The organism is Pseudomonas sp. FG86 (assembly GCF_057808775.1).
The window spans coordinates 61,466-81,999 of record NZ_JBMDIS010000028.1 but is presented as its reverse complement, the minus strand read 5'-3'; the positions used below and the strand labels follow the sequence as shown (position 1 = coordinate 81,999).

The 20,534-nt window shown below is 58.4% G+C and carries 20 protein-coding genes and 2 tRNA genes; 14 read left to right on the top strand and 8 right to left on the bottom strand.

Translation table 11 applies throughout. From position 1 onward, the window contains the following. Positions 1-126: 126 nt before the first annotated feature. Both ACODSV_RS19070 and mgtE read left to right on the top strand, forming a co-directional pair. Positions 127-203, top strand: a tRNA-Arg gene (locus ACODSV_RS19070). Between the two features lie 339 nt (positions 204-542). Further along, a complete protein-coding gene (mgtE, locus tag ACODSV_RS19065; protein ID WP_069076860.1) occupies positions 543-1,985 on the top strand; it encodes a magnesium transporter in 1,443 nt (480 codons plus the stop codon). Between the two features lie 143 nt (positions 1,986-2,128). Here mgtE and ACODSV_RS19060 read toward each other — a convergent pair whose 3' ends face one another. Beyond that, entirely contained in the window at positions 2,129-2,455 is a 327-nt protein-coding gene (locus tag ACODSV_RS19060) for an Arc family DNA-binding protein (RefSeq protein ID WP_024076996.1), read from the bottom strand. 109 nt (positions 2,456-2,564) lie between these two features. Between ACODSV_RS19060 and ACODSV_RS19055 the strand changes: the two genes are divergently transcribed. Then, positions 2,565-2,750 carry a hypothetical protein gene (locus tag ACODSV_RS19055; RefSeq protein WP_081329241.1) on the top strand — a complete coding sequence of 62 codons (186 nt, stop codon included), beginning with the start codon at positions 2,565-2,567 and terminating at the stop codon, positions 2,748-2,750. 99 nt (positions 2,751-2,849) lie between these two features. On the opposite strand, the gene ACODSV_RS19050 is transcribed toward ACODSV_RS19055, so the two are convergent. Together ACODSV_RS19050 and ACODSV_RS19045 are read right to left on the bottom strand one after the other, a co-directional pair. Further along, positions 2,850-3,029: a PA3371 family protein gene (locus ACODSV_RS19050; RefSeq protein ID WP_024076995.1), complete on the bottom strand. Its 180-nt coding sequence runs from the start codon at positions 3,027-3,029 to the stop codon at positions 2,850-2,852. Between the two features lie 10 nt (positions 3,030-3,039). Next, positions 3,040-3,270, bottom strand: a complete 231-nt coding sequence (locus tag ACODSV_RS19045; protein WP_024076994.1) for a hypothetical protein — start codon at positions 3,268-3,270, stop codon at positions 3,040-3,042. Between the two features lie 328 nt (positions 3,271-3,598). Between ACODSV_RS19045 and ACODSV_RS19040 the strand changes: the two genes are divergently transcribed. Together ACODSV_RS19040 and ACODSV_RS19035 are read left to right on the top strand one after the other, a co-directional pair. Further along, positions 3,599-3,675 (top strand) — tRNA-Arg (locus ACODSV_RS19040). A gap of 286 nt (positions 3,676-3,961) precedes the next feature. Next, positions 3,962-5,347: an MFS transporter gene (locus ACODSV_RS19035; protein ID WP_150054351.1), complete on the top strand. Its 1,386-nt coding sequence runs from the start codon at positions 3,962-3,964 to the stop codon at positions 5,345-5,347. Between the two features lie 59 nt (positions 5,348-5,406). Here ACODSV_RS19035 and ACODSV_RS19030 read toward each other — a convergent pair whose 3' ends face one another. The 4 genes from ACODSV_RS19030 to flgA form a co-directional block, all read right to left on the bottom strand. Further along, complete coding sequence (locus ACODSV_RS19030; RefSeq protein WP_024076991.1) at positions 5,407-6,156, bottom strand: flagellar brake protein; 750 nt, start codon at positions 6,154-6,156, stop codon at positions 5,407-5,409. Between the two features lie 96 nt (positions 6,157-6,252). Next, positions 6,253-6,723 carry a flagella synthesis protein FlgN gene (locus tag ACODSV_RS19025; protein WP_024076990.1) on the bottom strand — a complete coding sequence of 157 codons (471 nt, stop codon included), beginning with the start codon at positions 6,721-6,723 and terminating at the stop codon, positions 6,253-6,255. A 47-nt stretch (positions 6,724-6,770) separates the two neighbouring features. Further along, positions 6,771-7,094 carry a flagellar biosynthesis anti-sigma factor FlgM gene (gene flgM, locus ACODSV_RS19020; protein ID WP_024076989.1) on the bottom strand — a complete coding sequence of 108 codons (324 nt, stop codon included), beginning with the start codon at positions 7,092-7,094 and terminating at the stop codon, positions 6,771-6,773. Positions 7,095-7,237: 143 nt separating this feature from the next. Continuing rightward, the gene (gene flgA, locus ACODSV_RS19015; protein WP_024076988.1) at positions 7,238-8,002 is read right to left on the bottom strand and encodes a flagellar basal body P-ring formation chaperone FlgA; all 765 of its coding nucleotides are present in this window, start codon (positions 8,000-8,002) and stop codon (positions 7,238-7,240) included. 81 nt (positions 8,003-8,083) lie between these two features. On the opposite strand from flgA, the gene ACODSV_RS19010 reads away from it, so the two are divergent. From ACODSV_RS19010 to ACODSV_RS18980, 7 genes are all read left to right on the top strand, one after another. Beyond that, positions 8,084-9,016: a chemotaxis protein CheV gene (locus tag ACODSV_RS19010; RefSeq protein WP_489046044.1), complete on the top strand. Its 933-nt coding sequence runs from the start codon at positions 8,084-8,086 to the stop codon at positions 9,014-9,016. 43 nt (positions 9,017-9,059) lie between these two features. Continuing rightward, positions 9,060-9,887, top strand: a complete 828-nt coding sequence (gene cheR, locus ACODSV_RS19005; RefSeq protein WP_102624090.1) for a protein-glutamate O-methyltransferase CheR — start codon at positions 9,060-9,062, stop codon at positions 9,885-9,887. A 297-nt stretch (positions 9,888-10,184) separates the two neighbouring features. Then, on the top strand, positions 10,185-10,592 hold the full coding sequence (gene flgB / locus ACODSV_RS19000; protein WP_003175633.1) for a flagellar basal body rod protein FlgB: 408 nt from the start codon (positions 10,185-10,187) through the stop codon (positions 10,590-10,592). Between the two features lie 3 nt (positions 10,593-10,595). After that, entirely contained in the window at positions 10,596-11,039 is a 444-nt protein-coding gene (gene flgC, locus ACODSV_RS18995; protein WP_024076985.1) for a flagellar basal body rod protein FlgC, read from the top strand. Between the two features lie 16 nt (positions 11,040-11,055). After that, positions 11,056-11,781 carry a flagellar hook assembly protein FlgD gene (gene flgD, locus ACODSV_RS18990; protein ID WP_150055887.1) on the top strand — a complete coding sequence of 242 codons (726 nt, stop codon included), beginning with the start codon at positions 11,056-11,058 and terminating at the stop codon, positions 11,779-11,781. 31 nt (positions 11,782-11,812) lie between these two features. Beyond that, positions 11,813-13,129: a flagellar hook protein FlgE gene (gene flgE, locus ACODSV_RS18985; protein WP_069076855.1), complete on the top strand. Its 1,317-nt coding sequence runs from the start codon at positions 11,813-11,815 to the stop codon at positions 13,127-13,129. Between the two features lie 174 nt (positions 13,130-13,303). Beyond that, a complete protein-coding gene (locus ACODSV_RS18980; RefSeq protein ID WP_454843181.1) occupies positions 13,304-14,431 on the top strand; it encodes an uL29 family ribosomal protein in 1,128 nt (375 codons plus the stop codon). Positions 14,432-14,522: 91 nt separating this feature from the next. Here the strand turns inward: ACODSV_RS18980 and ACODSV_RS18975 are convergent, their stop codons facing one another. Continuing rightward, on the bottom strand, positions 14,523-17,420 hold the full coding sequence (locus ACODSV_RS18975; RefSeq protein ID WP_150056145.1) for a ribonucleoside-diphosphate reductase subunit alpha: 2,898 nt from the start codon (positions 17,418-17,420) through the stop codon (positions 14,523-14,525). A gap of 781 nt (positions 17,421-18,201) precedes the next feature. On the opposite strand from ACODSV_RS18975, the gene ACODSV_RS18970 reads away from it, so the two are divergent. Both ACODSV_RS18970 and ACODSV_RS18965 read left to right on the top strand, forming a co-directional pair. Then, the gene (locus ACODSV_RS18970; protein ID WP_024076981.1) at positions 18,202-18,927 is read left to right on the top strand and encodes a response regulator; all 726 of its coding nucleotides are present in this window, start codon (positions 18,202-18,204) and stop codon (positions 18,925-18,927) included. After that, entirely contained in the window at positions 18,924-20,534 is a 1,611-nt protein-coding gene (locus ACODSV_RS18965; RefSeq protein ID WP_024076980.1) for an ATP-binding protein, read from the top strand. The genes ACODSV_RS18970 and ACODSV_RS18965 overlap by 4 nt, the downstream gene beginning before the upstream one ends.

Genomic DNA, 20,534 nt, shown 5'->3' with positions numbered 1-20,534 from the left:
AGTACTCGGCTACGAACCGAGCGGTCACAGGTTCGAATCCTGTCGAGTGCACCATTTAAGAGTCAGTTGCAGTAATGCAGGTGGTTCGGCTTCAACCAGTTGTGATCTGGTCTAAAAACACAATCTGCACTCGTAGCTCAGCTGGATAGAGTACTCGGCTACGAACCGAGCGGTCACAGGTTCGAATCCTGTCGAGTGCACCATACAAACAAAAAGCCCGCCTAGTGCGGGCTTTTTGCCGTCTGGGGTTTATGTGGAATGTGTTCTTTTTCTCCAGCCCCATGTGTTTTCCTCCCGGGCTGCGTCGTCGCAGTTCATAGATGCGGCTAATGCTGAGCTTTGACTCGCAAGCGCTTGTTCTTTCCAGTTTTTTGACGTTAAAAATGGCCGGGCGGTGTATCATTGCGCCCGTCAGCCCCGCCGGGGCTTATGGAATACCTCCATGGACTTACCCAGTAGTTACTCAGTATCCCGTTTTACCAATCATGAATTGACTGATTGATCCTTCCGGCGTGCCCCGCTGCTGGGAGTGGAGTTCGCCTATGACCGAAGTAGAAGTAAAGAAAACACAAGAAAGCCTGCAGGATCGCCTGGCTCAAGTCATCGAGCTGCTGCAGCGCCAGCGCGTGGTCGAAGACCTCACGCACCGCCAGGAAGGTCCGAATCACGACCGCGTCGAAAACCTGGTTCACCGGCAAAACCTCGTCGAATTGCAGCGCAAGCTCGATGACCTGCACTCTGCCGACGTCGCCTATATCCTTGAAGCCTTGCCGCTGGACGATCGACTGACCCTCTGGCAACTGGTCAAGGCTGATCGCGACGGCGACATCCTCCTCGAAGTATCCGATTCGGTGCGCGAAACCCTGATCGCCGACATGGACGATCACGAGCTCCTGGCCGCAGCCAGGGAGATGGACGCCGACGAACTGGCTGACCTGGCGCCTGAGCTGCCCCGTGACGTTGTCCATGAGCTGATGGAGGCCCTCGACGGCCAGCAACGCGAGCGAGTGCGCTCTGCGTTGTCCTATGACGAGGATCAGGTTGGCGCCCTGATGGACTTCGAGATGGTCACCATCCGCGAAGACGTCAGCCTGGAAGTGGTATTGCGTTATCTGCGTCGCTTGAAAGAACTGCCAGGCCACACCGACAAGCTCTTCGTGGTCGACTACGAAGGCATTCTCAAGGGGGTGCTGCCGATCAAGCGCCTGCTGGTCAACGACCCAGAGAAGAAAGTGGCCGATGTCATGGCCAGCGACCCGGTGAGTTTCCATCCGGACGAAGATGCCTACGATGCAGCCCAGGCGTTCGAGCGCTACGACTTGATCTCTGCCCCGGTGGTCGACAAGAACGGCAAGCTGATCGGTCGTCTGACCATCGATGAAATGGTCGACCTGATTCGTGAGGAAAGTGAAACCGAAGTCCTCAACATGGCGGGTCTGCGTGAAGAGGAAGATATTTTTGCGTCGGTCTGGCGTTCATTGCGTAACCGCTGGGCCTGGCTGGCCGTCAACCTGATTACCGCTTTTATTGCTTCAAGGGTGATCGGGTTGTTCGAAGGCTCTATCGAGAAATTGGTGGCCTTGGCGGCACTGATGCCGATCGTAGCGGGTATTGGCGGCAACTCCGGCAACCAGACCATCACCATGATCGTGCGCGCCATGGCGCTGGACCAGGTGAACACCGGCAATACCTCACGCCTGATGCGCAAGGAACTGGCGGTAGCGCTGATCAACGGCGTGGTGTGGGGCGGGGTGATTGGTATTGTGGCCTACATGCTGTATGGCAGTTGGTCCCTGGGGGTGGTGATGACGGCCGCCATGACCCTCAATCTGCTGTTGGCCGCCCTCATGGGCGTGTTGATCCCCATGACCCTGGCACGCCTTGGGCGCGATCCTGCCATGGGCGCCAGCGTGATGATTACCGCCATGACTGACAGTGGTGGTTTCTTCATCTTCCTGGGGTTGGCAACCATCTTCCTGCTTTGATCGCGTTCCTGGGCTGGCTTGTTGTGGTGGGGGGGGCTTGTTCCCCTCCCAGCGCAAGCCAGTTTGCTCCAGCAATAATCCCCTTCCCAAATTCAAGGCAAAAAAAAGCCAGCACAAGGCTGGCTTCGGCTTTCAGGGGTAGATCAGTCGGCTTCTGCGGCCGCCTCGACATCGTGTGCAATAAGTGAGACGAGAGCATTTTGCTGGCGGTGGGAGAGCTGACGGAAACGCTGCAGCAGTTCGCGTTCGTGCAGTGACAGCTCTGGGCTGTCCAGGCGCATGCTCAACTCTTCACCCAACGCACCTTCCTGAATAAGGCTCTGTTCCAGGCGCGCGATGATTTCGGAGTTCATGCTGCGGTGATGATTGCGAGCCACCTCGGCAATGCGTTCCCGCATTCCGTCTGGCAGACGTACGACGAACTTGTCAGCCGTACGGCTGGAATAAATTGCCTGTTTCAATGGGCGCATATATTTAACCGGTTAGTTCAGGGGAGCGGTTTTTGGAATTGGCCGCAAGATGAGTGTTAAGACAAGGCTCACGACCAAAGTTCAACCTGAATTGCAAAGAGGCCGCATCATGCCTCAGATTTGCCAGTTCCTTGGCGTCAATTCTGTGACAAATATTGAACTGACTAAAGGCTTTATGCCAGCACTGATTTGCATTTTTGCGGACTGGTTGGAAAACTTTCCTGCAGAAGATCAGATTCGGCGATCTTCCCGCAGGCCTAGGCCGCAACAGGGTTTGAGGGCGCACATCCTATAGCAATGTGGCCTTTTGCCCCTAATCTTAAGACTAGTGGCAATTTGCCGATTTACTAGGCGAGGCGACATAAGGTAGGGCGAAACGCAGGCGAGCGATGCTTCAGCGCAGCACGGGATCGAATTTGATCCGGCGGCCCACAATCAGGGTCAGAACCAGGCATCCGGCGAACATGGCGCTGGCGATGAAGGCGATGGTTTGGCCGTCTTGGGAGGAGGTTTCCAGGCCGAGCAGACCGGTTACCAGGGTCAGGCACAGAAACAGCCAGGCAGATTTGGACATGAAGGCTTCCTCAGAATACCCAGTGTTCGGATGCAGGTGCTGCCTGTGTGCTCTGGGCCAGGCGAACCGGTGATTGCGGGTTGGCCGTCATCACTGCCAATTGCGGGCGTTGCTGCAGGTGGTGTGGAATGGCCTGGCTCACCTTGGCGTCGTCGTCGGTAGTCGGCGACTGCTGGAAGTGGAACATCACCAATACGGCCAGGGCCACGGTATTGAGGGCTAACAGAAGGGCACTGTTCATGGTCATGTTCTCCGTCGGTGACTGGGCCAAATTGGATTTTGTCGAAGAAGTATTGCAGATGCCGTGCCAAACTATTATTTCAATTAAATCAATGGTTTGAGGCTATTTTTAGGGGGCTGAGGGTTGCAAATTGCAATGCTGGCATTTTGGGGTAGTGCATTTTGCACGATGGCTTCGGCAGCCCTGGTTTTACGAGGCGAAACCCTGCTCTTTCTGGCAGGCATGCGCCTACACTCAAAAAGCCCACGGACGACATGACAAATCCGACCTTGGCCGTTAACATGCACGCCGTCCGTCGCAGCGCCCATCGCTGCGACGGCTGTCATTTGTCCCAGTAGCTCAATTGGATAGAGCATCCCCCTCCTAAGGGGAAGGTTGGCCGTTCGAACCGGCCCTGGGACACCAGATTCAAAGCCCCGCACAGTGAACGCTGGCGGGGCTTTTTTGTGCGCGTAGAGTCTTTTCAAACTCAGGTCGAACCTTGCCGCTGATCGAGGTTCACAGCAGGTGCGTCGTGTATTTTTGCTAACGGTGTACCTCGCACGCCCCCCGGCAACGTCAGAGCTGTTGCCAATCAATTTAAACAAAATAATCCTCGGAAACAGCGCGTAGCGCCTGTCCGGACCCAACAACCCAGGACTATCATGCCGGTAGCCCTGACCCTCACTGCAAGGAGCCGCTCGGAACGCCGATGCGCCAGATCTGGAAATCTTTTCGAGCCCTTTATTTCGCCTCCTTGATGATGCTGATCGGCTCCGGCCTGCTCAGTACTTACCTCGCGTTGCGCCTGGCGGCTGACCATGTCGACAGCCTATGGGTGGGTGCCTTGATGGCGGCCAACTATTTCGGCCTGGTGCTGGGCGGCAAGATCGGGCATCGCCTGATTGGCCGGGTGGGGCATATTCGTGCCTACGCCACCTGTGCGGGCATTGTCGGTGCAGCCGTGCTGGGCCATGGCCTGATCGACTGGCTGCCGGCCTGGATCGTGCTGCGGGTCATCGTGGGCTTGGGGATGATGTGCCAGTACATGGTTATCGAAAGCTGGCTTAACGAGCAGGCGGACGCCCGGCAGCGTGGCGTGGTGTTCAGTGGCTATATGATCGCGTCCTACCTGGGCCTGGTGCTGGGCCAACTGATCCTGGTGATGCATCCCCAGCTGGGCCTTGAGCTATTGATGCTGGTGGCGCTGTGCTTTGCCCTGTGCCTGGTACCCGTGGCCATGACCCGGCGTATTCACCCGGCGCCGCTGCATCCGGCGCCGATGGAGCCGCGCTTCTTTATCAAGCGGGTACCGCAGTCGTTGAGTACGGTGCTGGGGGCGGGGCTGATCGTTGGCTCGTTCTACGGCTTGGCGCCGCTGTATGCGTCCCAGCAGGGGCTGACTACCGAGCAGGTGGGTCTGTTCATGGGTAGCTGCATTTTTGCCGGTTTGGTGGTGCAGTGGCCGTTGGGCTGGCTGTCGGATCGCTATGATCGTGCGTTGTTGATTCGCTGCTTCGCCCTGTGCCTGGCGGTTGCGGCATTACCGTTGGCCATCCTGAGCAAGGTGCCGTTGGAGGTGCTGTTCGTGGCCGGGTTCCTGTGTTCGTTGGTGCAGTTCTGTCTGTACCCGCTGGCGGTGGCGTTTTCCAACGATCACGTTGAAGGTGATCGGCGGGTATCGCTGACAGCCATGTTGCTGGTGACCTACGGGGTCGGCGCCAGTATCGGGCCGTTGCTGGCTGGCGTGGTGATGAAACTATTTGGCAGTCAGATGCTGTACGCGTTTTTCAGCCTGTGTGCGCTGATCCTGGTGTGGCGTATCCGTCCTAAAGCCGTGACCAACCTGCATCAGGTCGATGATGCGCCCCTGCAGCACGTGGCCATGCCTGACAGCATGTCCAGTTCGCCGCTGGTGGCTGCACTTGACCCGCGGGTCGATGAGCAAGTGGTGCAAGAGCAGATGCAGACAGCTGCTGCTGAGCCTGAGCCTGAAGTCGACTCGGTACCACCGACGGATGAGCCGCCTTTCGAAGGACCGCCAGAACCTATAGGTCCGGATGAGCACCCCCATGACCTGAGCAGGGCGCGCCCCTGAAAGCAAAAACGGGCAGATCCTGAAAGGGTCTGCCCGTTTTTTTGTCGCGATCTTCACACTTAGAAGTCGTCGTCCTTGTCGAAGCGTCGCGCTTCGCGTTGCAGTTGATACACAAATCGTTCGACCTGGCGCTGTACCAGGCCGCTCATGTTGTGGAAGCGCACGCCTGCGAAGGTGGTGTTGATCTTCTCTTCGAAATGCAGGTAACGCAGTTCGACGGAGGTGGTCATGCTGCCGAACGGCAGGGCAGCGATAAAGCGATCGTAGACCTGGCCCAACTGCAGGCGTTCGGAGATATCGCCTTCGAAGCGCAATTTGCAGCCGGTGGCGGAAATATCCAGCAGCTTGCCGCTGACCGGGGCCTTGAGTTTCTCGCCGCCCAGCTCGATATTGACCAGTTGGGCCAGCTTCAGTGCCGCGCGGAAGGCATTGCGGCGCTGGTGGTAGACCACCTCGCCCGGCATGGCGCCGGTGTAGATGCGATGGCCATCTTTTTCGCTGATGGTCAGGGTGCCATTGCTTTCCCAGGCGACGCGTACGCCGTCGTGAAAGCCTTCGATGCGGAAGGGTTCGCCATTCTCAAGGTGGCGTTCGCCATCACGCGGGATCATTTCGTCCAGGGCCAGGGTCTTGCTGTCCCGATCGACATCGACCAGGTAGCTCTGGAAGCGCTGGCTGCGTTCGTGGAAGGTGATGATCAGCGGATCATGGCTTTCTTGCAGCATTCGCAAGGTGCCGGCGATTTCCAGAGGCGTGGTGAGCACCTTGGGTGGCTGCGGAGCATCTTCCGCATTAAGGGCGTTGAACACGGTTCTTCCATCTCCAGACAAAATACGACTACACGCAAGAACCGGCATTTTGCCAGTATGTGGCGGGCCTTGGATAGGCTGTGCCGAAAACGGGCGTCAGGCTTGGCTGCGGGTGCTTGGTTTGACCAAGCGTGAGGTAGAGCCTTGGGCGTTGTACAGCGCCGGTGGCTCACCGCCGTGGAGTATACGCAGCTGGTTGGCGGTCGTAGCTTGCTGAAGCTGGATCGACTGGCCGTTGAGCAGGTTGACTTCCTGGCACTGGCTGAGCAATTGGTTGAGTTCTTTGCTTTGGGCCAGCAGTTGATCGCCGACCGAGGAGTGGCTGGCCAGTTGGGCGAGGCCGTCGTGATCGGCCGGCAGGCCCAGGCTGGTGAGAATCTGGCTGCGCTTCTTGCCATGCTGTTCCAGCAGGACAATCAGCGACTGTTTGCGCGCCAGGATATCTTCCAGTAGAGGCATATCCCGGCCGTAGAGGGCCAGGGTCTCTTCTTTCAGCAGCTCGAGCAATTGTTGCGTCGGCGCCAGATCATCAATGATCAGTTGAAGCAAGGTTTCGTCGTGGTGCATGGCTGGCCTTGGTTTTAAGCGTCCAAAAGCCCTGCGCAGGCCTTTGCCTAGCGCTCGGCTTCGAAGTTAAGCAGCTTGCTGGCTACACGGTTGCTGTCGACTTTATAGCTGCCATCGGCGATAGCCTGTTTCAATTCGGCCACGCGGGCTTTATTGACCACAGGTTGGTCGCGCAGCGAGTCAGTGACCTTCTGCAACTGTTGAGCCTCATTGCTCAGGTGTACGGATTCCCCGCTTTGGCTGGCGCTGGCCTGTTCTGTCTTGGCAGGCAGAGGCTGGGCCTTGGCTTCTACGCTGTCCTTGGTGCCGCTGGTGCGCGTAGTGCCTGGCAATGCCGGGGAGTTATTCAAACGACTGAAATCGATGACCATGATAATTAAAAACCTCTGGGTATTTGGACGCTTGCCATGTTTTCGGCCATACCCGGACAAACTTTAGGCTCGATTGACAATAAACCTGCACGCGCAACATCTGGCACACAGTGTAGGAAAAGCTGGCGTCCTATTCCAGTGATCTATAAAGCAACCTCGACTTGTCCGGGGGCTGTCACCCGTGCCTTGATGACACGATTGGAGTTGAGGTTCTTGACGCGTATCTGCTCACTCATGCCTCCGTTGGACAGCGCTTCACCCGGCATTTTCACATTCAAACCGCCGCTGCTCGCGGAAATTACCACCTGGTCACCCTTGCGAACCACCTCGGCCTGCTCCAGATGGACCAGGGTAATGACCTGATCGGTGACCATTGGTCGGGTAAGTTTCTGCCCGATGGCCTGATCGACCGACGTCAGATAGCCCTGGTTGATCAAACTGATGTCGCGTTCACGCAAGGCCACGTCCTCGAAACCGATGATGCCAGTGCGTTTCAACGGTCTTACCACCACCACGACATCGCGGAACAACTTGACCTGCGCTGGCACAAACACGGTCCAGGGCGCGGCGCCCTCGCAGCGAACCTTCACCGTCACACGGCCGATAGGCTGTGCGGGGCTTTCCAGGGACGCTGTCAATTCCTTGTCGCACATTGGCATGCGCAAGCGCGGGTCTAGCTGGTTGACCTGGATTTCATAGCGCCCAGGTGTCTGGGTGGTCGCCAGATAATCTTCTACAGTGAACTCAAGAAAGCCTTGAGTGACGCCGATAAGTAGATCAGGCAAGGTGACGTTATCTGCGCGGGCCGTGGTTCCCAGGCTCAAGGCAAGCAACGCCATCGAGACGCAGAGCAATCTGCGGCTGCGTGGGAGGCGAAGGCGTCGGGAAACTGTCGTTTTAATGTCCATAGCCAATAAATAGCAAAGCTCGTGCCGTTTAGTATTGGGTACGCGTCGTACCCCCGAAGGTTTTAGCGTAGGAGTCTGGGCATGGCAGGTGTAATGGATTCAGTAAACCAGCGCACACAGCTGGTAGGGCAGAATCGCCTGGAGTTGTTGCAGTTTCGTCTGGACGGCAAGCAGCTATACGGCATCAATGTGTTCAAAGTGCGGGAAGTGCTGCAGTGCCCCAAGCTGACGATCATGCCCAAGTCCAGTCCGGTGGTGTGTGGCGTGGCCAACATCCGTGGCGCGACCATCCCGATTCTTGACCTGGCCTTGGCGACAGGGTCGTCCGGTCTGCAGGATCGCGAGAACCCGTTTGTGATCATTACCGAATACAACACCAAGACCCAGGGTTTCCTGGTGCGCTCGGTGGAACGCATCGTCAACATGAACTGGGAAGAAATTCATCCGCCACCCAAGGGCACCGGTCGCGATCACTACCTCACGGCAGTGACGCGGGTGGACAACCAGCTTGTAGAAATTATCGACGTGGAGAAAATCCTCGCCGAAGTGGCGCCCACCTCTGAATCGATTTCGGTCGGTGTGGTGGACGCCGATACCGCGCACAAGGCGATTTCCTTGCGCGTACTGACGGTGGACGATTCTTCGGTGGCGCGTAAGCAGGTGACCCGTTGCCTGCAAACCGTCGGCGTGGACGTGGTGGCGCTCAATGATGGTCGCCAGGCGTTGGATTACCTGCGCAAGCTGGTCGATGAAGGCAAGAAGCCTGAAGAAGAATTCTTGATGATGATCTCCGACATCGAGATGCCGGAAATGGACGGCTACACCCTCACGGCTGAGATACGTAACGATCCACGCATGCAAAAATTGCATATCATCCTGCATACTTCGTTGTCGGGCGTATTCAATCAGGCGATGGTCAAGAAGGTCGGTGCCGACGACTTTCTGGCCAAATTCCGCCCTGATGACCTGGCATCCCGGGTAGTCGACCGGATCAAGGCAGCAGATCACGGCTAGGGGCTTTTTCCCTGGCGGTCACACGATTTAAGAGGCGGTATCTTTGTCTACGGGTAATTTGGATTTCGAACAGTTCCGGGTCTTCCTGGAAAAAGCCTGTGGCATATTGCTTGGTGAAAACAAGCAATACCTGGTATCCAGCCGTCTCAACAAGCTGATGGAACAGCAGGGCATCAAGTCCCTGGGTGAGTTGGTCCAGCGGATCCAGAGCCAGCCGCGCAGTGGGCTCAAGGAAATGGTGGTCGATGCCATGACCACCAACGAAACCCTGTGGTTTCGCGATACATACCCCTTCGAGGTGCTCAAGAGCAAAGTGTTGCCGGAGGCTATCAAGGCCAGCCCGGGCCAGCGCTTGCGCATCTGGTCGGCAGCCTGTTCTTCGGGGCAGGAACCGTACTCGATTTCGATGACCATCGATGAATTCGAGCGGACCAACATGGGCCAGTTGAAGGCCGGTGCGCAAATTGTGGCGACGGATTTATCCGGCACCATGCTCACCAACTGCAAGACCGGCGAGTACGACAGCCTGGCCCTGGGGCGTGGCCTGTCCCAGGAGCGCCTGCAACGTTACTTCGACCCGAAAGGGGCGGGGCGCTGGGCGGTCAAGGCGCCGATCAAGAACCGAGTGGAGTTTCGCTCGTTCAACCTGCTCGACAGCTACGCCAGCCTGGGCAAGTTCGACATAGTGTTCTGCCGCAACGTGCTGATCTACTTCTCTGCCGAAGTGAAGAAAGACATCTTGCTGCGCATCCACGGCACCCTCAAGCGCGGCGGTTACCTGTTTCTCGGTGCATCCGAAGCGTTGAACGGCCTGCCCGATCATTTCCAGATGGTGCAGTGCAGCCCGGGGATCATCTACCAGGCCAAGTAATAAAGAATGTGGGAGGGGGCTCGCCCCCGATAGCAGTGGTTCAGTTGATGTATCTATCACTGATACACCGCTATCGGGGGCAAGCCCCCTCCTACATTTTTTTTGCGGCAAAGTTGAAGAAAGCGGCAACTCCCCATTGCCGCTTTACTGGCGTCACGCGGAAAACGGTTGCCGCTTTTCTGGCATTGCCGTCGGCAAGCTCCCCGCAACCCCTTGATATCCGTGCTTTCACAAGATTGGCATGCACCTTGCTATAACCCTGTTAACGCACAGCAGGTCAGCCTAAAGGTTTCCGCCATGAGCATCAGCTTCGATAAAGCGCTCGGTATCCATGAACAAGCCCTGGGCTTCCGCGCCCAGCGCGCTGAAGTCCTGGCCAACAACATTGCCAACGCCGATACCCCGAACTACAAGGCTCGGGACCTGGACTTCTCCGCCGTGCTCGCAGCACAGCAGGACAAGACCAAGAACGGTACCTTCGCCTTGAACATGACCAACAGCCGTCATATTGAAGCGCAAGGCCTGAGCAGTGGTGACGAGTCGCTGCTGTATCGCACGCCGATGCAGCCATCCATCGACCAGAACACCGTCGACGCCCAGCTGGAGCAATCGGCCTATGCCGAAAACTCGGTGAACTTCCAGGCCAGCTTTACCCTGCTCAACAGCAAATTCAAAGGGCTGATGTCAGCCCTGCGTGGAGAGTAAGCCATGTCCCTGTCCAGTGTTTTCAATATTGCCGGTAGTGGCATGAGCGCTCAAACCACGCGCCTCAACACCGTCGCCAGTAACATCGCCAACGCCGAGACCGTGTCTTCGAGCATTGACCAGACCTACCGCGCCCGCCACCCGGTATTTGCCACCATGTTCCAGGGCGGCCAGAGCGGCGGCAGCGATTCGCTGTTCCAGAACCAGGACGCCGCCGGCCAGGGCGTGCAGGTGCTCGGCGTGGTCGAAGACCAGAGCAACCTCGAAGCACGTTACGAGCCTAACCATCCCGCCGCGAACGAAAAGGGTTATGTCTACTACCCCAACGTCAACGTGGTCGAGGAGATGGCCGACATGATTTCCGCCAGCCGCTCGTTCCAGACCAACGCGGAAATGATGAACACCGCCAAAACCATGATGCAGAAGGTCCTGACCCTGGGTCAGTGATAAGGGGCGCCAAATAATGGCCATCGTTGATACGTCAAACAACTCGGCAGTCCAGGACCTTTTCAATTCCAAGGTCAAGACCGCAACGGACAACAGCAGTCTTAACAGCGCTACCAAGGCGGCGACAGGCAGCCAGTCGCTGGGTAAGGATGCGTTCCTGCAGTTGCTGGTGACCCAGCTGAAAAACCAGAACCCGCTGTCGCCCCAGGACAATGGCGCGTTCGTGGCCCAGTTGGCTCAGTTCAGCAGCCTGGAAGGCATCAACACCCTGAACGACTCGGTCAACGCGATCTCCAGCAACTTCAGCTCGTCGCAAGCACTGCAAGCGTCGTCGCTGGTAGGGCGTTCGGTGGTCATCCAGACCAGCCAGTCCAGCGTGGACACGAGCAAGAGCATGACCGGTTCGGTAGCGGTGACTTCGGCGGTGGGCAACGTCTCCATCAAGATCACCGACAAGGACGGTGCCGTGGTGCGCACCATCGATATGGGCGAGCAGGCTGCCGGCAACCAGAGCTTTATCTGGGATGGCAAGGACGACAAGGGCGCGGTCGCCCCAGCCGGCACCTACACCTTCAATGCCACCACCAAGAACGACAAGGGCGATGCGGTTGCCCTGGCCACGTCGCTGCCGGCAACGGTAACGAGCGTGACCCTGAGCCAGACCGGCGGCGAAATGCTGCTGAACCTGGCGGGCGGCATGGGCAGCATCAAGCTGTCGCAAATTCAGACTATCGGTACATAGAGCCGGCTAAATACGGCAGAGGGAGAGAAACATGTCTTTTAACATCGGCCTTAGCGGCCTCTATGCGGCCAACAAACAACTGGACGTGACCGGCAACAACATCGCCAACGTCGCGACCACTGGCTTCAAATCGTCCCGTGCTGAATTCGCGGATATCTACGCGGCCTCCAAACTGGGTACCGGCCAGAACAGCATCGGCAACGGTGTGAACCTGGCGGCAGTGTCCCAGCAGTTCACCCAGGGCGACGTCAACAACAGTGGCGGCATCCTGGACATGGCGATCCAGGGCGGCGGCTTCTTCGTGCAGAAGGGTACCGACGGCTCGCTGGAGTACACCCGCAGCGGCGCCTTCCGTGCGGACAAGGACGGCTACATCACCAACAACACCGGTACCTCGCGCCTGCAGGGCTATGCGGCGGATGCTGACGGCAAGATCATCAAGGGCGGCCTGACCGACCTGCAATTGAACCTGTCGAACCTGCCGCCGAAGGCTTCGAGCAAGGTGGACTCCACCAGTAACCTGAACTCGTCCGAGCTGCCGATCGATCAGACTTTGCACCCCTTTGATCCGACCAAGACGGACAGCTTCAACACTCAATACTCCACCACGCTCTACGATACGCAGGGCAATGCGCATCCTATGGTGCAGTACCTGGTGAAAACCGGTTCCAACACCTGGAACTCCTACACCCTGATTGACGGGCGTAACCCTGACGGCACCCCGATCAGCGGCACCGGTTCCACGGCGCCCGTAGCCTCGACGTTGTCGTTTGACACCGCCGGCAAGCTCACCGGGATCGTCACCCCGCCAGCCACCGTGTCCAATACCACCCTGACTATTTCCAACTGGAAGCCGGGCGGCCTGGTCAATGGTGTCTGGACGCCTAACGGTGCAGCGGCCAACGCTGGCGGTATTGCCGTCAACATGGCCAACATCACCCAGTACAACTCGGCCAGCTACCGTAACCCGCCGGTCACCGACGGTTATGCCACTGGCCAGATCACCGGCTTGAAGATCGACGGCAGCGGTGTGCTGTTCGCCACCTTCAGTAACCAGCAGAGCAAGGCCATCGGCCAGATCTCTCTGGCCAGCTTCAACAACGAGCAGGGCCTGCAGCCATCCGGCGGCACCGCCTGGAGAGAGACGTTCGCCTCGGGCCAGCCGGGTTACGACGCACCGCAATCCGGTACGCTGGGTTCGATCGTGGCCAACTCCCTGGAGAACTCCAACGTCAACCTGACCAACGAGCTGGTGGACCTGATCAAGGCCCAGAGCAACTACCAGGCGAACGCCAAGACCATCTCCACCCAGAGCACCATCATGCAGACCATCATCCAGATGACCTGATACGGTAATGCTCCACAAGAAACCCCTCGTAAGAGGGGTTTTTTTGTGGGCGCAGGAAAACATGCCGTGACGAGAATAACGAGGTGAAAAACGCGCGTGAGGAACGCTCCATACCCGCCTCGCCACTGATCAGGTCAGAGTCCGATGGGCTCACCAGTCAAGGGGAGAGCGGGTATGTGGAGTTCGTCGCGGGCCGGCCAATGGCCCGCAGGTATAGGTTATGACAGTGGCAGGGCAGGGCAGTATCTGGAGGGCGTAAGTCGTTCAGATGACAAGACGGACAACGTAGGTGCCAACAATAAGGATAAGGAAGCGGTCAGTCAGCTTCTTAAAGAGCTCGAGGATGCCGAGAAGACCTCCAAGAACCAGACCGTCCAGGATCTGCGTGACAAGCTGAATGAACTACGAGAGGAACTCGGAGAGGAAAAATTCAAGCGGATCATCGACGAGCTGAAAAAAGACGCCTATGAAGATTGGCTCGCGTGGTTGAAGAGACTGTTTCCGGATTTGTTTCCGGATGAGCCGTCTCCGGGGCCGCCATCGCCATCTCCAGGTGGTGGTGGTGGTGGTGGTGGTGGTGGTGGTGGTGGCGGAGTTAATCCGAGAGATTTTGGCTCCGTAGAGTCCATGAGTAACAAGCCGTTTACCGAGGGGGCTCGTTACACTGACTATAAGCCTGACAAGAGCAACCCCGGGGAAAAACCCGGAATGGGCAGAGAGGCCGGCAATATCTGGTCTGGTTTCACACAGGGGCCAGACGGAAACTGCGTCACGGTTTCAGGAATAAAGGCCGCAATGATGAAGTTTGGCCAGAAACCCACTGATGTTTTCAAGGACGTCCAAGCGGCAGGCGATGGCTGGGACGTGGAGATGCGGGATGGGTTCCAGCTCCATCTGAGCAAGAATGAATTGACGCAGGCGGCACAACAGGCTCGGTTCAGGGGGGATGACCCCGAAATGATGACCAATGCCAACTTTATGTATGCGGCCAGCGCCAAGCGGGCTCATCTGGAGGGGAATCCCGGGGGATGGGGAGAAAACGATCATAATGCCAAGAGAAGTTTTTTGGATGCGGCGATAAGCTTGAACGACGGTGAGCACGCTGATGAAGGGCTCAAGCGCTTGGGGCTGAAAGGTCTGTACAGGCAGACTACGAGTAATGAGCTTGCCGGTGGCGCGTTGGGCGTTGTGAATTACGGTGGCCATTCAATGGCTGTGATTGGAGGGCAAATAGAGTTATGGGGTGGGCGAGGTGGACGCCCTCAAAGGGAGGATCCAGGGCAGGCTTACGCCTTTACATAGAGCGGCAGGTAAGCAGAAGTAAGCGCTGTCGTCGCACTAAAAAGCCCGTTAACCCTTCAAGGGTTAACGGGCTTTCAGTTACTCGCTCAGCTTATTGACAAGCTTCGCAATCCGGCTCGTCGATCGCACAAGCCTTTGGCACTGGCGCCGGGCCGGCTGGCGCTGCGAGCACCGAATCATCACCATGGTTGCCGCCGCTGGAAACCGCGTTCAGCTTACCGGTGTTGATGGTCGACTTCTCGGTGCTGGTCGCGGCCAGGGCACGGAGGTAGTAAGTGGTTTTCAGGCCACGGTACCACGCCATGCGGTAGGTCACGTCCAGCTTCTTGCCCGATGCGCCGGCGATGTACAGGTTCAGCGACTGAGCCTGGTCGATCCACTTCTGACGACGGCTGGCGGCGTCAACGATCCACTTGGTGTCCACTTCGAAGGCCGTCGCATAGAGCTCTTTGAGTTCTTGCGGGATGCGCTCGATCTGCTGCACGGAACCGTCGTAGTACTTCAGGTCGTTGATCATCACCGAGTCCCACAGGCCACGGGCTTTCAGGTCGCGAACCAGGTACGGGTTGATCACGGTGAATTCGCCCGACAGGTTCGATTTCACATACAGGTTCTGGTAGGTCGGTTCGATCGACTGCGATACGCCAGTAATGTTGGCGATGGTCGCGGTCGGTGCGATGGCCATGATGTTGGAGTTACGAATACCTTTCTGCACACGGGCACGTACCGGCGCCCAGTCCAGGGATTCGTTCAGGTCAACGTCGATGTACTTCTGGCCGCGTTGCTCGATCAGGATCTGTTGCGAATCCAGCGGCAGGATGCCCTTGGACCACAGCGAACCCTGGAACGTCTCGTAGGCGCCGCGCTCGTCGGCCAGGTCGCAGGAAGCCTGGATCGCGTAGTAGCTGACCGCTTCCATGGACTTATCGGCGAACTCGACCGCTGCATCCGAACCGTAAGGAATGTGCTGCAGGTACAGCGCGTCCTGGAAGCCCATGATGCCCAGGCCGACTGGACGGTGCTTGAAGTTGGAGTTCTGCGCCTGTGGCACCGAGTAGTAGTTGATGTCGATAACGTTATCGAGCATGCGTACGGCGGTGTTGACGGTGCGCTCCAGCTTGGCGGTGTCCAGCTTGCCGTTGACGATGTGGTTCGGCAGGTTGATCGAGCCCAGGTTGCAAACGGCGATCTCGTCCTTGTTGGTGTTCAAGGTGATCTCGGTGCACAGGTTCGAGCTGTGGACCACGCCCACGTGCTGCTGCGGGCTGCGCAGGTTGCATGGGTCCTTGAAGGTCAGCCATGGGTGGCCGGTTTCGAACAGCATGGACAGCATTTTGCGCCACAGGTCCTTGGCCTGGATGGTCTTGAACAGCTTGACCTTGCCTGGGTACTCGGTGAGGGCTTCGTAGTACTCGTAGCGTTCTTCGAAGGCCTTGCCGGTCAGGTCGTGCAGGTCCGGCACTTCGGAGGGCGAGAACAGGGTCCATTTGCCGTCATCGAAGACACGCTTCATGAACAGGTCAGGGATCCAGTTGGCGGTGTTCATGTCGTGGGTACGACGACGGTCATCGCCCGTGTTCTTGCGCAGCTCGATGAACTCTTCAATGTCCATGTGCCAGGTTTCCAGGTAGGCACACACAGCGCCTTTGCGCTTGCCACCCTGGTTCACGGCGACGGCGGTGTCGTTCACCACTTTCAGGAACGGTACTACGCCCTGGGACTTGCCGTTGGTGCCCTTGATGTACGAACCCAGTGCACGCACTGGCGTCCAGTCGTTGCCCAGGCCGCCAGCGAATTTGGACAGCATGGCGTTGTCGTGGATCGCATGGTAGATGCCCGACAGGTCATCCGGCACGGTGGTCAGGTAGCAGCTCGACAGCTGTGGACGCAGGGTGCCGGCGTTGAACAGGGTCGGGGTCGACGACATGTAGTCGAAGGACGACAGCAGGTTGTAGAACTCGATCGCACGGTCTTCTTTATGCTTTTCTTCGATCGCCAGGCCCATGGCCACGCGCATGAAGAACACTTGTGGCAATTCGAAGCGGATACCGTCCTTGTGGATGAAGTAACGGTCGTACAGGGTCTGCAGGCCCAGGTAGGTAAACTGCTGGTCGCGTTCGTGGTTGATCGCCTTGCCGAGTTTTTCCAGGTCGAAGGTGGCCAGGACCGGGTTCAGCAATTCGTATTCGATACCCTTGGCGATGTAGGCCGGCAGGGCCTTGGCGTACAGGTCGGCCATCTCGTGGTGGGTGGCGCTCTCGGCCACGCCGAGGAAGCCCAGGCCTTCGGCACGCAGGGTGTCCATCAGCAGGCGCGCGGTCACGAACGAGTAGTTTGGCTCGCGTTCAACCAGGGTACGGGCGGTCATCACCAGGGCGGTGTTGACGTCGGTCAGGGCCACGCCGTCGTACAGGTTCTTCAGGGTTTCGCGCTGGATCAGCTCACCGTCGACTTCTTCCAGGCCTTCGCAGGCTTCGGTGACGATGGTGTTCAGGCGGCCCAGGTCCAGCGGTGCAAAGGTACCGTCGGCCAGGGTGATGCGGATCGACGGGTGCGCCTGTACGGCGGCGTCGGCGGCAGGGGCGCGCACGGCACGTTCCTTGGCGCGCGAGTCACGGTAGATCACGTAGTCGCGGGCTACTTTCTGCTCGCCGGCACGCATCAGGGCCAGTTCGACCTGGTCCTGGATTTCTTCGATGTGGATGGTGCCGCCCGACGGCATGCGACGCTTGAAGGTCGCGGTGACTTGTTCGGTCAGGCGGGCAACGGTGTCATGGATGCGCGACGAGGCAGCAGCGGTGCCGCCTTCAACTGCAAGAAACGCTTTGGTGATGGCGACGGTGATTTTGTCATCGGTGTAAGGAACGACAGTGCCGTTACGCTTGATCACGCGCAGTTGGCCAGGTGCAGTGGCGGACAGATCCATATTCGAATCAGCGGCCTGCGGCACGGAGCCCTGCGGGTTCTCGCGAGTTGTGTCGGTTTGCATGGGGGGTTGTCTCCACATTTCTATATTTATTTGGGCACCATCACGGTGCCCACCGTTCCGTCCTGAAGCACTTACAGCAGGCCTGGGCCTGGCATAACAACTTCGGGACAGGAGGAAGGGAGCTGTTTGCGCCGCTTCCATGCCGAAGTCTTCGGTTCGGGGCTCAAAGGCCCTTCGCCGTATTCCTGGTGGGTGACAGTTGCCAGGTTCAAGCACTGCAACACCCGTACCGTTTTGCGCTGTTGGAGCTTGAAAACGGTTGCCATCCGCTTGAGCGGTTTGGGCTTTCAAATAATCCAGGGGTCAGACCAAACAGGAGCAAGAAAGGGCTTGAGTTTCTCGTCTGATTTGTGTTGGGTCTTTTCGCTAAAAACCCTACATGTAGGGTTTTTTTGGCGCCGAGGTACAAGATAATGCGTTTTTGGAGGCTTAGCAACGCAAGACCTGTGGATAACGCTGTGAGTAAAATGTGTATGAAACTTGGAACACCCGTGTAGGCCGCAGTACTGCTGGATTACGCCGTTTGTCACTGAATATTCCAAGGTAAAAACGTGCGATTGGATTTTTGAGGGCGCGAACCCTATCACAAAAAAACTCGATCACCGAACGCATTTCCCGGCTTGTGTTTGAGGGTTGGGGCATGGCTACAATCGATCATTGTTATGCCCTCACAACATTACAAATAAGGTGTGGCTGGCGAAGATCAACATGTGGGAGGGGGCTTGCTCCCACCTTTGATCGAACAGGCCAATCAATCCCTTAATAACAACGAGGATTACCCGTGGAGCACGAAGCCTGGCAAATACTGATCGTCGAGGATGACGAACGACTCGCCGAGTTGACCCGCGATTATCTGGAGAGCAACGGCTTGCGGGTGTCGGTGGAAAGCGACGGCGCCCAGGCTGCGGCACGGATCATCGCCGAGCAACCCGACCTGGTGATCCTCGACCTGATGTTGCCCGGCGAAGACGGCCTGAGCATTTGTCGCAAGGTGCGCGAGCGCTACGACGGGGTGATTCTCATGCTGACCGCGCGCACCGACGACATGGACCAGGTCATGGGCCTGGACATGGGCGCCGACGACTATGTCTGTAAACCCGTGCGTCCGCGCCTGTTGCTCGCGCGCATCCAGGCCCTGCTGCGGCGCAGCGAACCGGCCGAACCGGCTGTGGTGGAAAACCAGCGTCGCCTGCAATTCGGCCCGCTGGTGGTGGACAACGCCCTGCGCGAAGCCTGGTTGCACGACGGCGGCATCGAGCTGACCAGCGCCGAGTTCGACTTGCTCTGGCTGCTGGTGGCGAACGCCGGGCGTATCCTGTCTCGCGAAGAGATCTTCATCGCCCTGCGCGGCATCGGCTATGACGGCCAGGACCGTTCCATCGATGTACGCATTTCACGCATTCGCCCGAAAATCGGCGACGACCCGATCCACCCGCGCCTGATCAAGACCATCCGCAGCAAGGGCTACCTGTTCGTTCCTGAAGCCGCCGCCGATATGCCGCTGTGAATTCGATCTTCCTGCGTATCTATGGCGGCATGTGCGCGGCGCTGATCCTGGTGGCGCTGCTGGGCGTGCTGGCCTTGCACCTGCTCAATGAAGTGCGCAGCGGCCAGTACCGCGAACGCCTGGCCCACGGCACCTTTGCCTTGATGGGCGACAACCTGCAACCCATGAGCCCGATCGAGCGCCAGCGCGCCCTGGCGGTGTGGGAGCGGTTGTTAGGCATCCCCCTGGAACTGCGCACCCTCAGCGAGGCGCAACTGGACTTGAGCCAACGCAACCGCCTGCAACGCGGCCAGGTACTGGTGGAGCAGACCGGCCCGCATGCGGCGCGGGTGCTGCGCCTGGTCAGTGAGCAAGAGTCACTCGTACTGACCGGCGAAGTGCAACAGATCAGCGAGCAATTGGCGCGCGCGACGATTTACCTGCTGGCCGATGAACTGGTGCGTTTCCCGGTGGCCGAACAGCCACAACGCTTGGCCGCTATAAAGGAAGCCAAGGGCTTTGGCTTTGAGATGCACCTGATGAACCTCGACCAGGCCGATATGGACGATGACCAGCGTCGCCGGGTCGCGGAAGGCGATACGGTAATGGCGCTGGGCAAAGGGGGCGATTCGATCCGGGTGTTTGCCGGCATGGTTGGTACGCCCTGGGTGCTCGAAATCGGCCCGTTGTATCAAATGAACCCGTACCCGGCGCAGTGGTTGATCTTGATCGCGCTGATCGGCCTGACCCTGATCGGCCTGATCGTCTATTTACTGGTGCGCCAGCTCGAACGACGACTCAAGGGCCTGGAAGCCGCGGCCACGCGCATCGCCAAGGGCAACCTGGAAGTGCGTGTGCCCGCCCGCGGTGCCGATTCGGTCGGGCGCCTGGCTGCGGCGTTCAATGGCATGGCCGAGCACCTGCAGCAGTTGCTGGCGATCCAGCGCGAACTGGTGCGCGCCGTGTCCCACGAATTGCGCACGCCAGTGGCGCGCCTGCGCTTCGGCCTGGAGATGATTGGCGACGCCGCCAGCCCCGAAGCCCGGCGCAAATATATGGAAGGCATGGACAGCGATATCCAGGACCTCGATGGCCTGGTGGACGAAATGCTCACCTACGCCCGTCTGGAGCAGGGCGCGCCGGAGCTGAATTTCCAGCGGGTCGACCTGGATGCGCTGCTCGATCAGGTGATCGGCGAATTGTCGCCACTGCGTCCGCAGGTCAATGTGGCTCGGGGTATTTGCCTGTCATCGGCACACTGGGATGACGCCTGGGTCGATGCAGAACCGCGCTACTTGCACCGTGCGTTGCAAAACCTGGTGAGCAACGCCATGCGGCATGCTCAGGGGCGGGTGTTGATCAGTTATCAGGTCGGCCAGGTGCGCTGCCGCATCGATGTGGAAGACGATGGCCCCGGCGTGCCGGAAAGCGCCTGGGAGCGCATCTTCACGCCCTTCCTGCGTTTGGACGACAGCCGCACCCGTGCATCGGGCGGGCATGGCCTGGGGTTGTCGATTGTCCGGCGGATTATCTACTGGCACGGCGGTCGGGCGTTGATCAGCAAGAGCAACAACCTGGGTGGGGCGTGTTTCAGCTTGAGTTGGCCCAGGGATCAGGATAAACCCTGA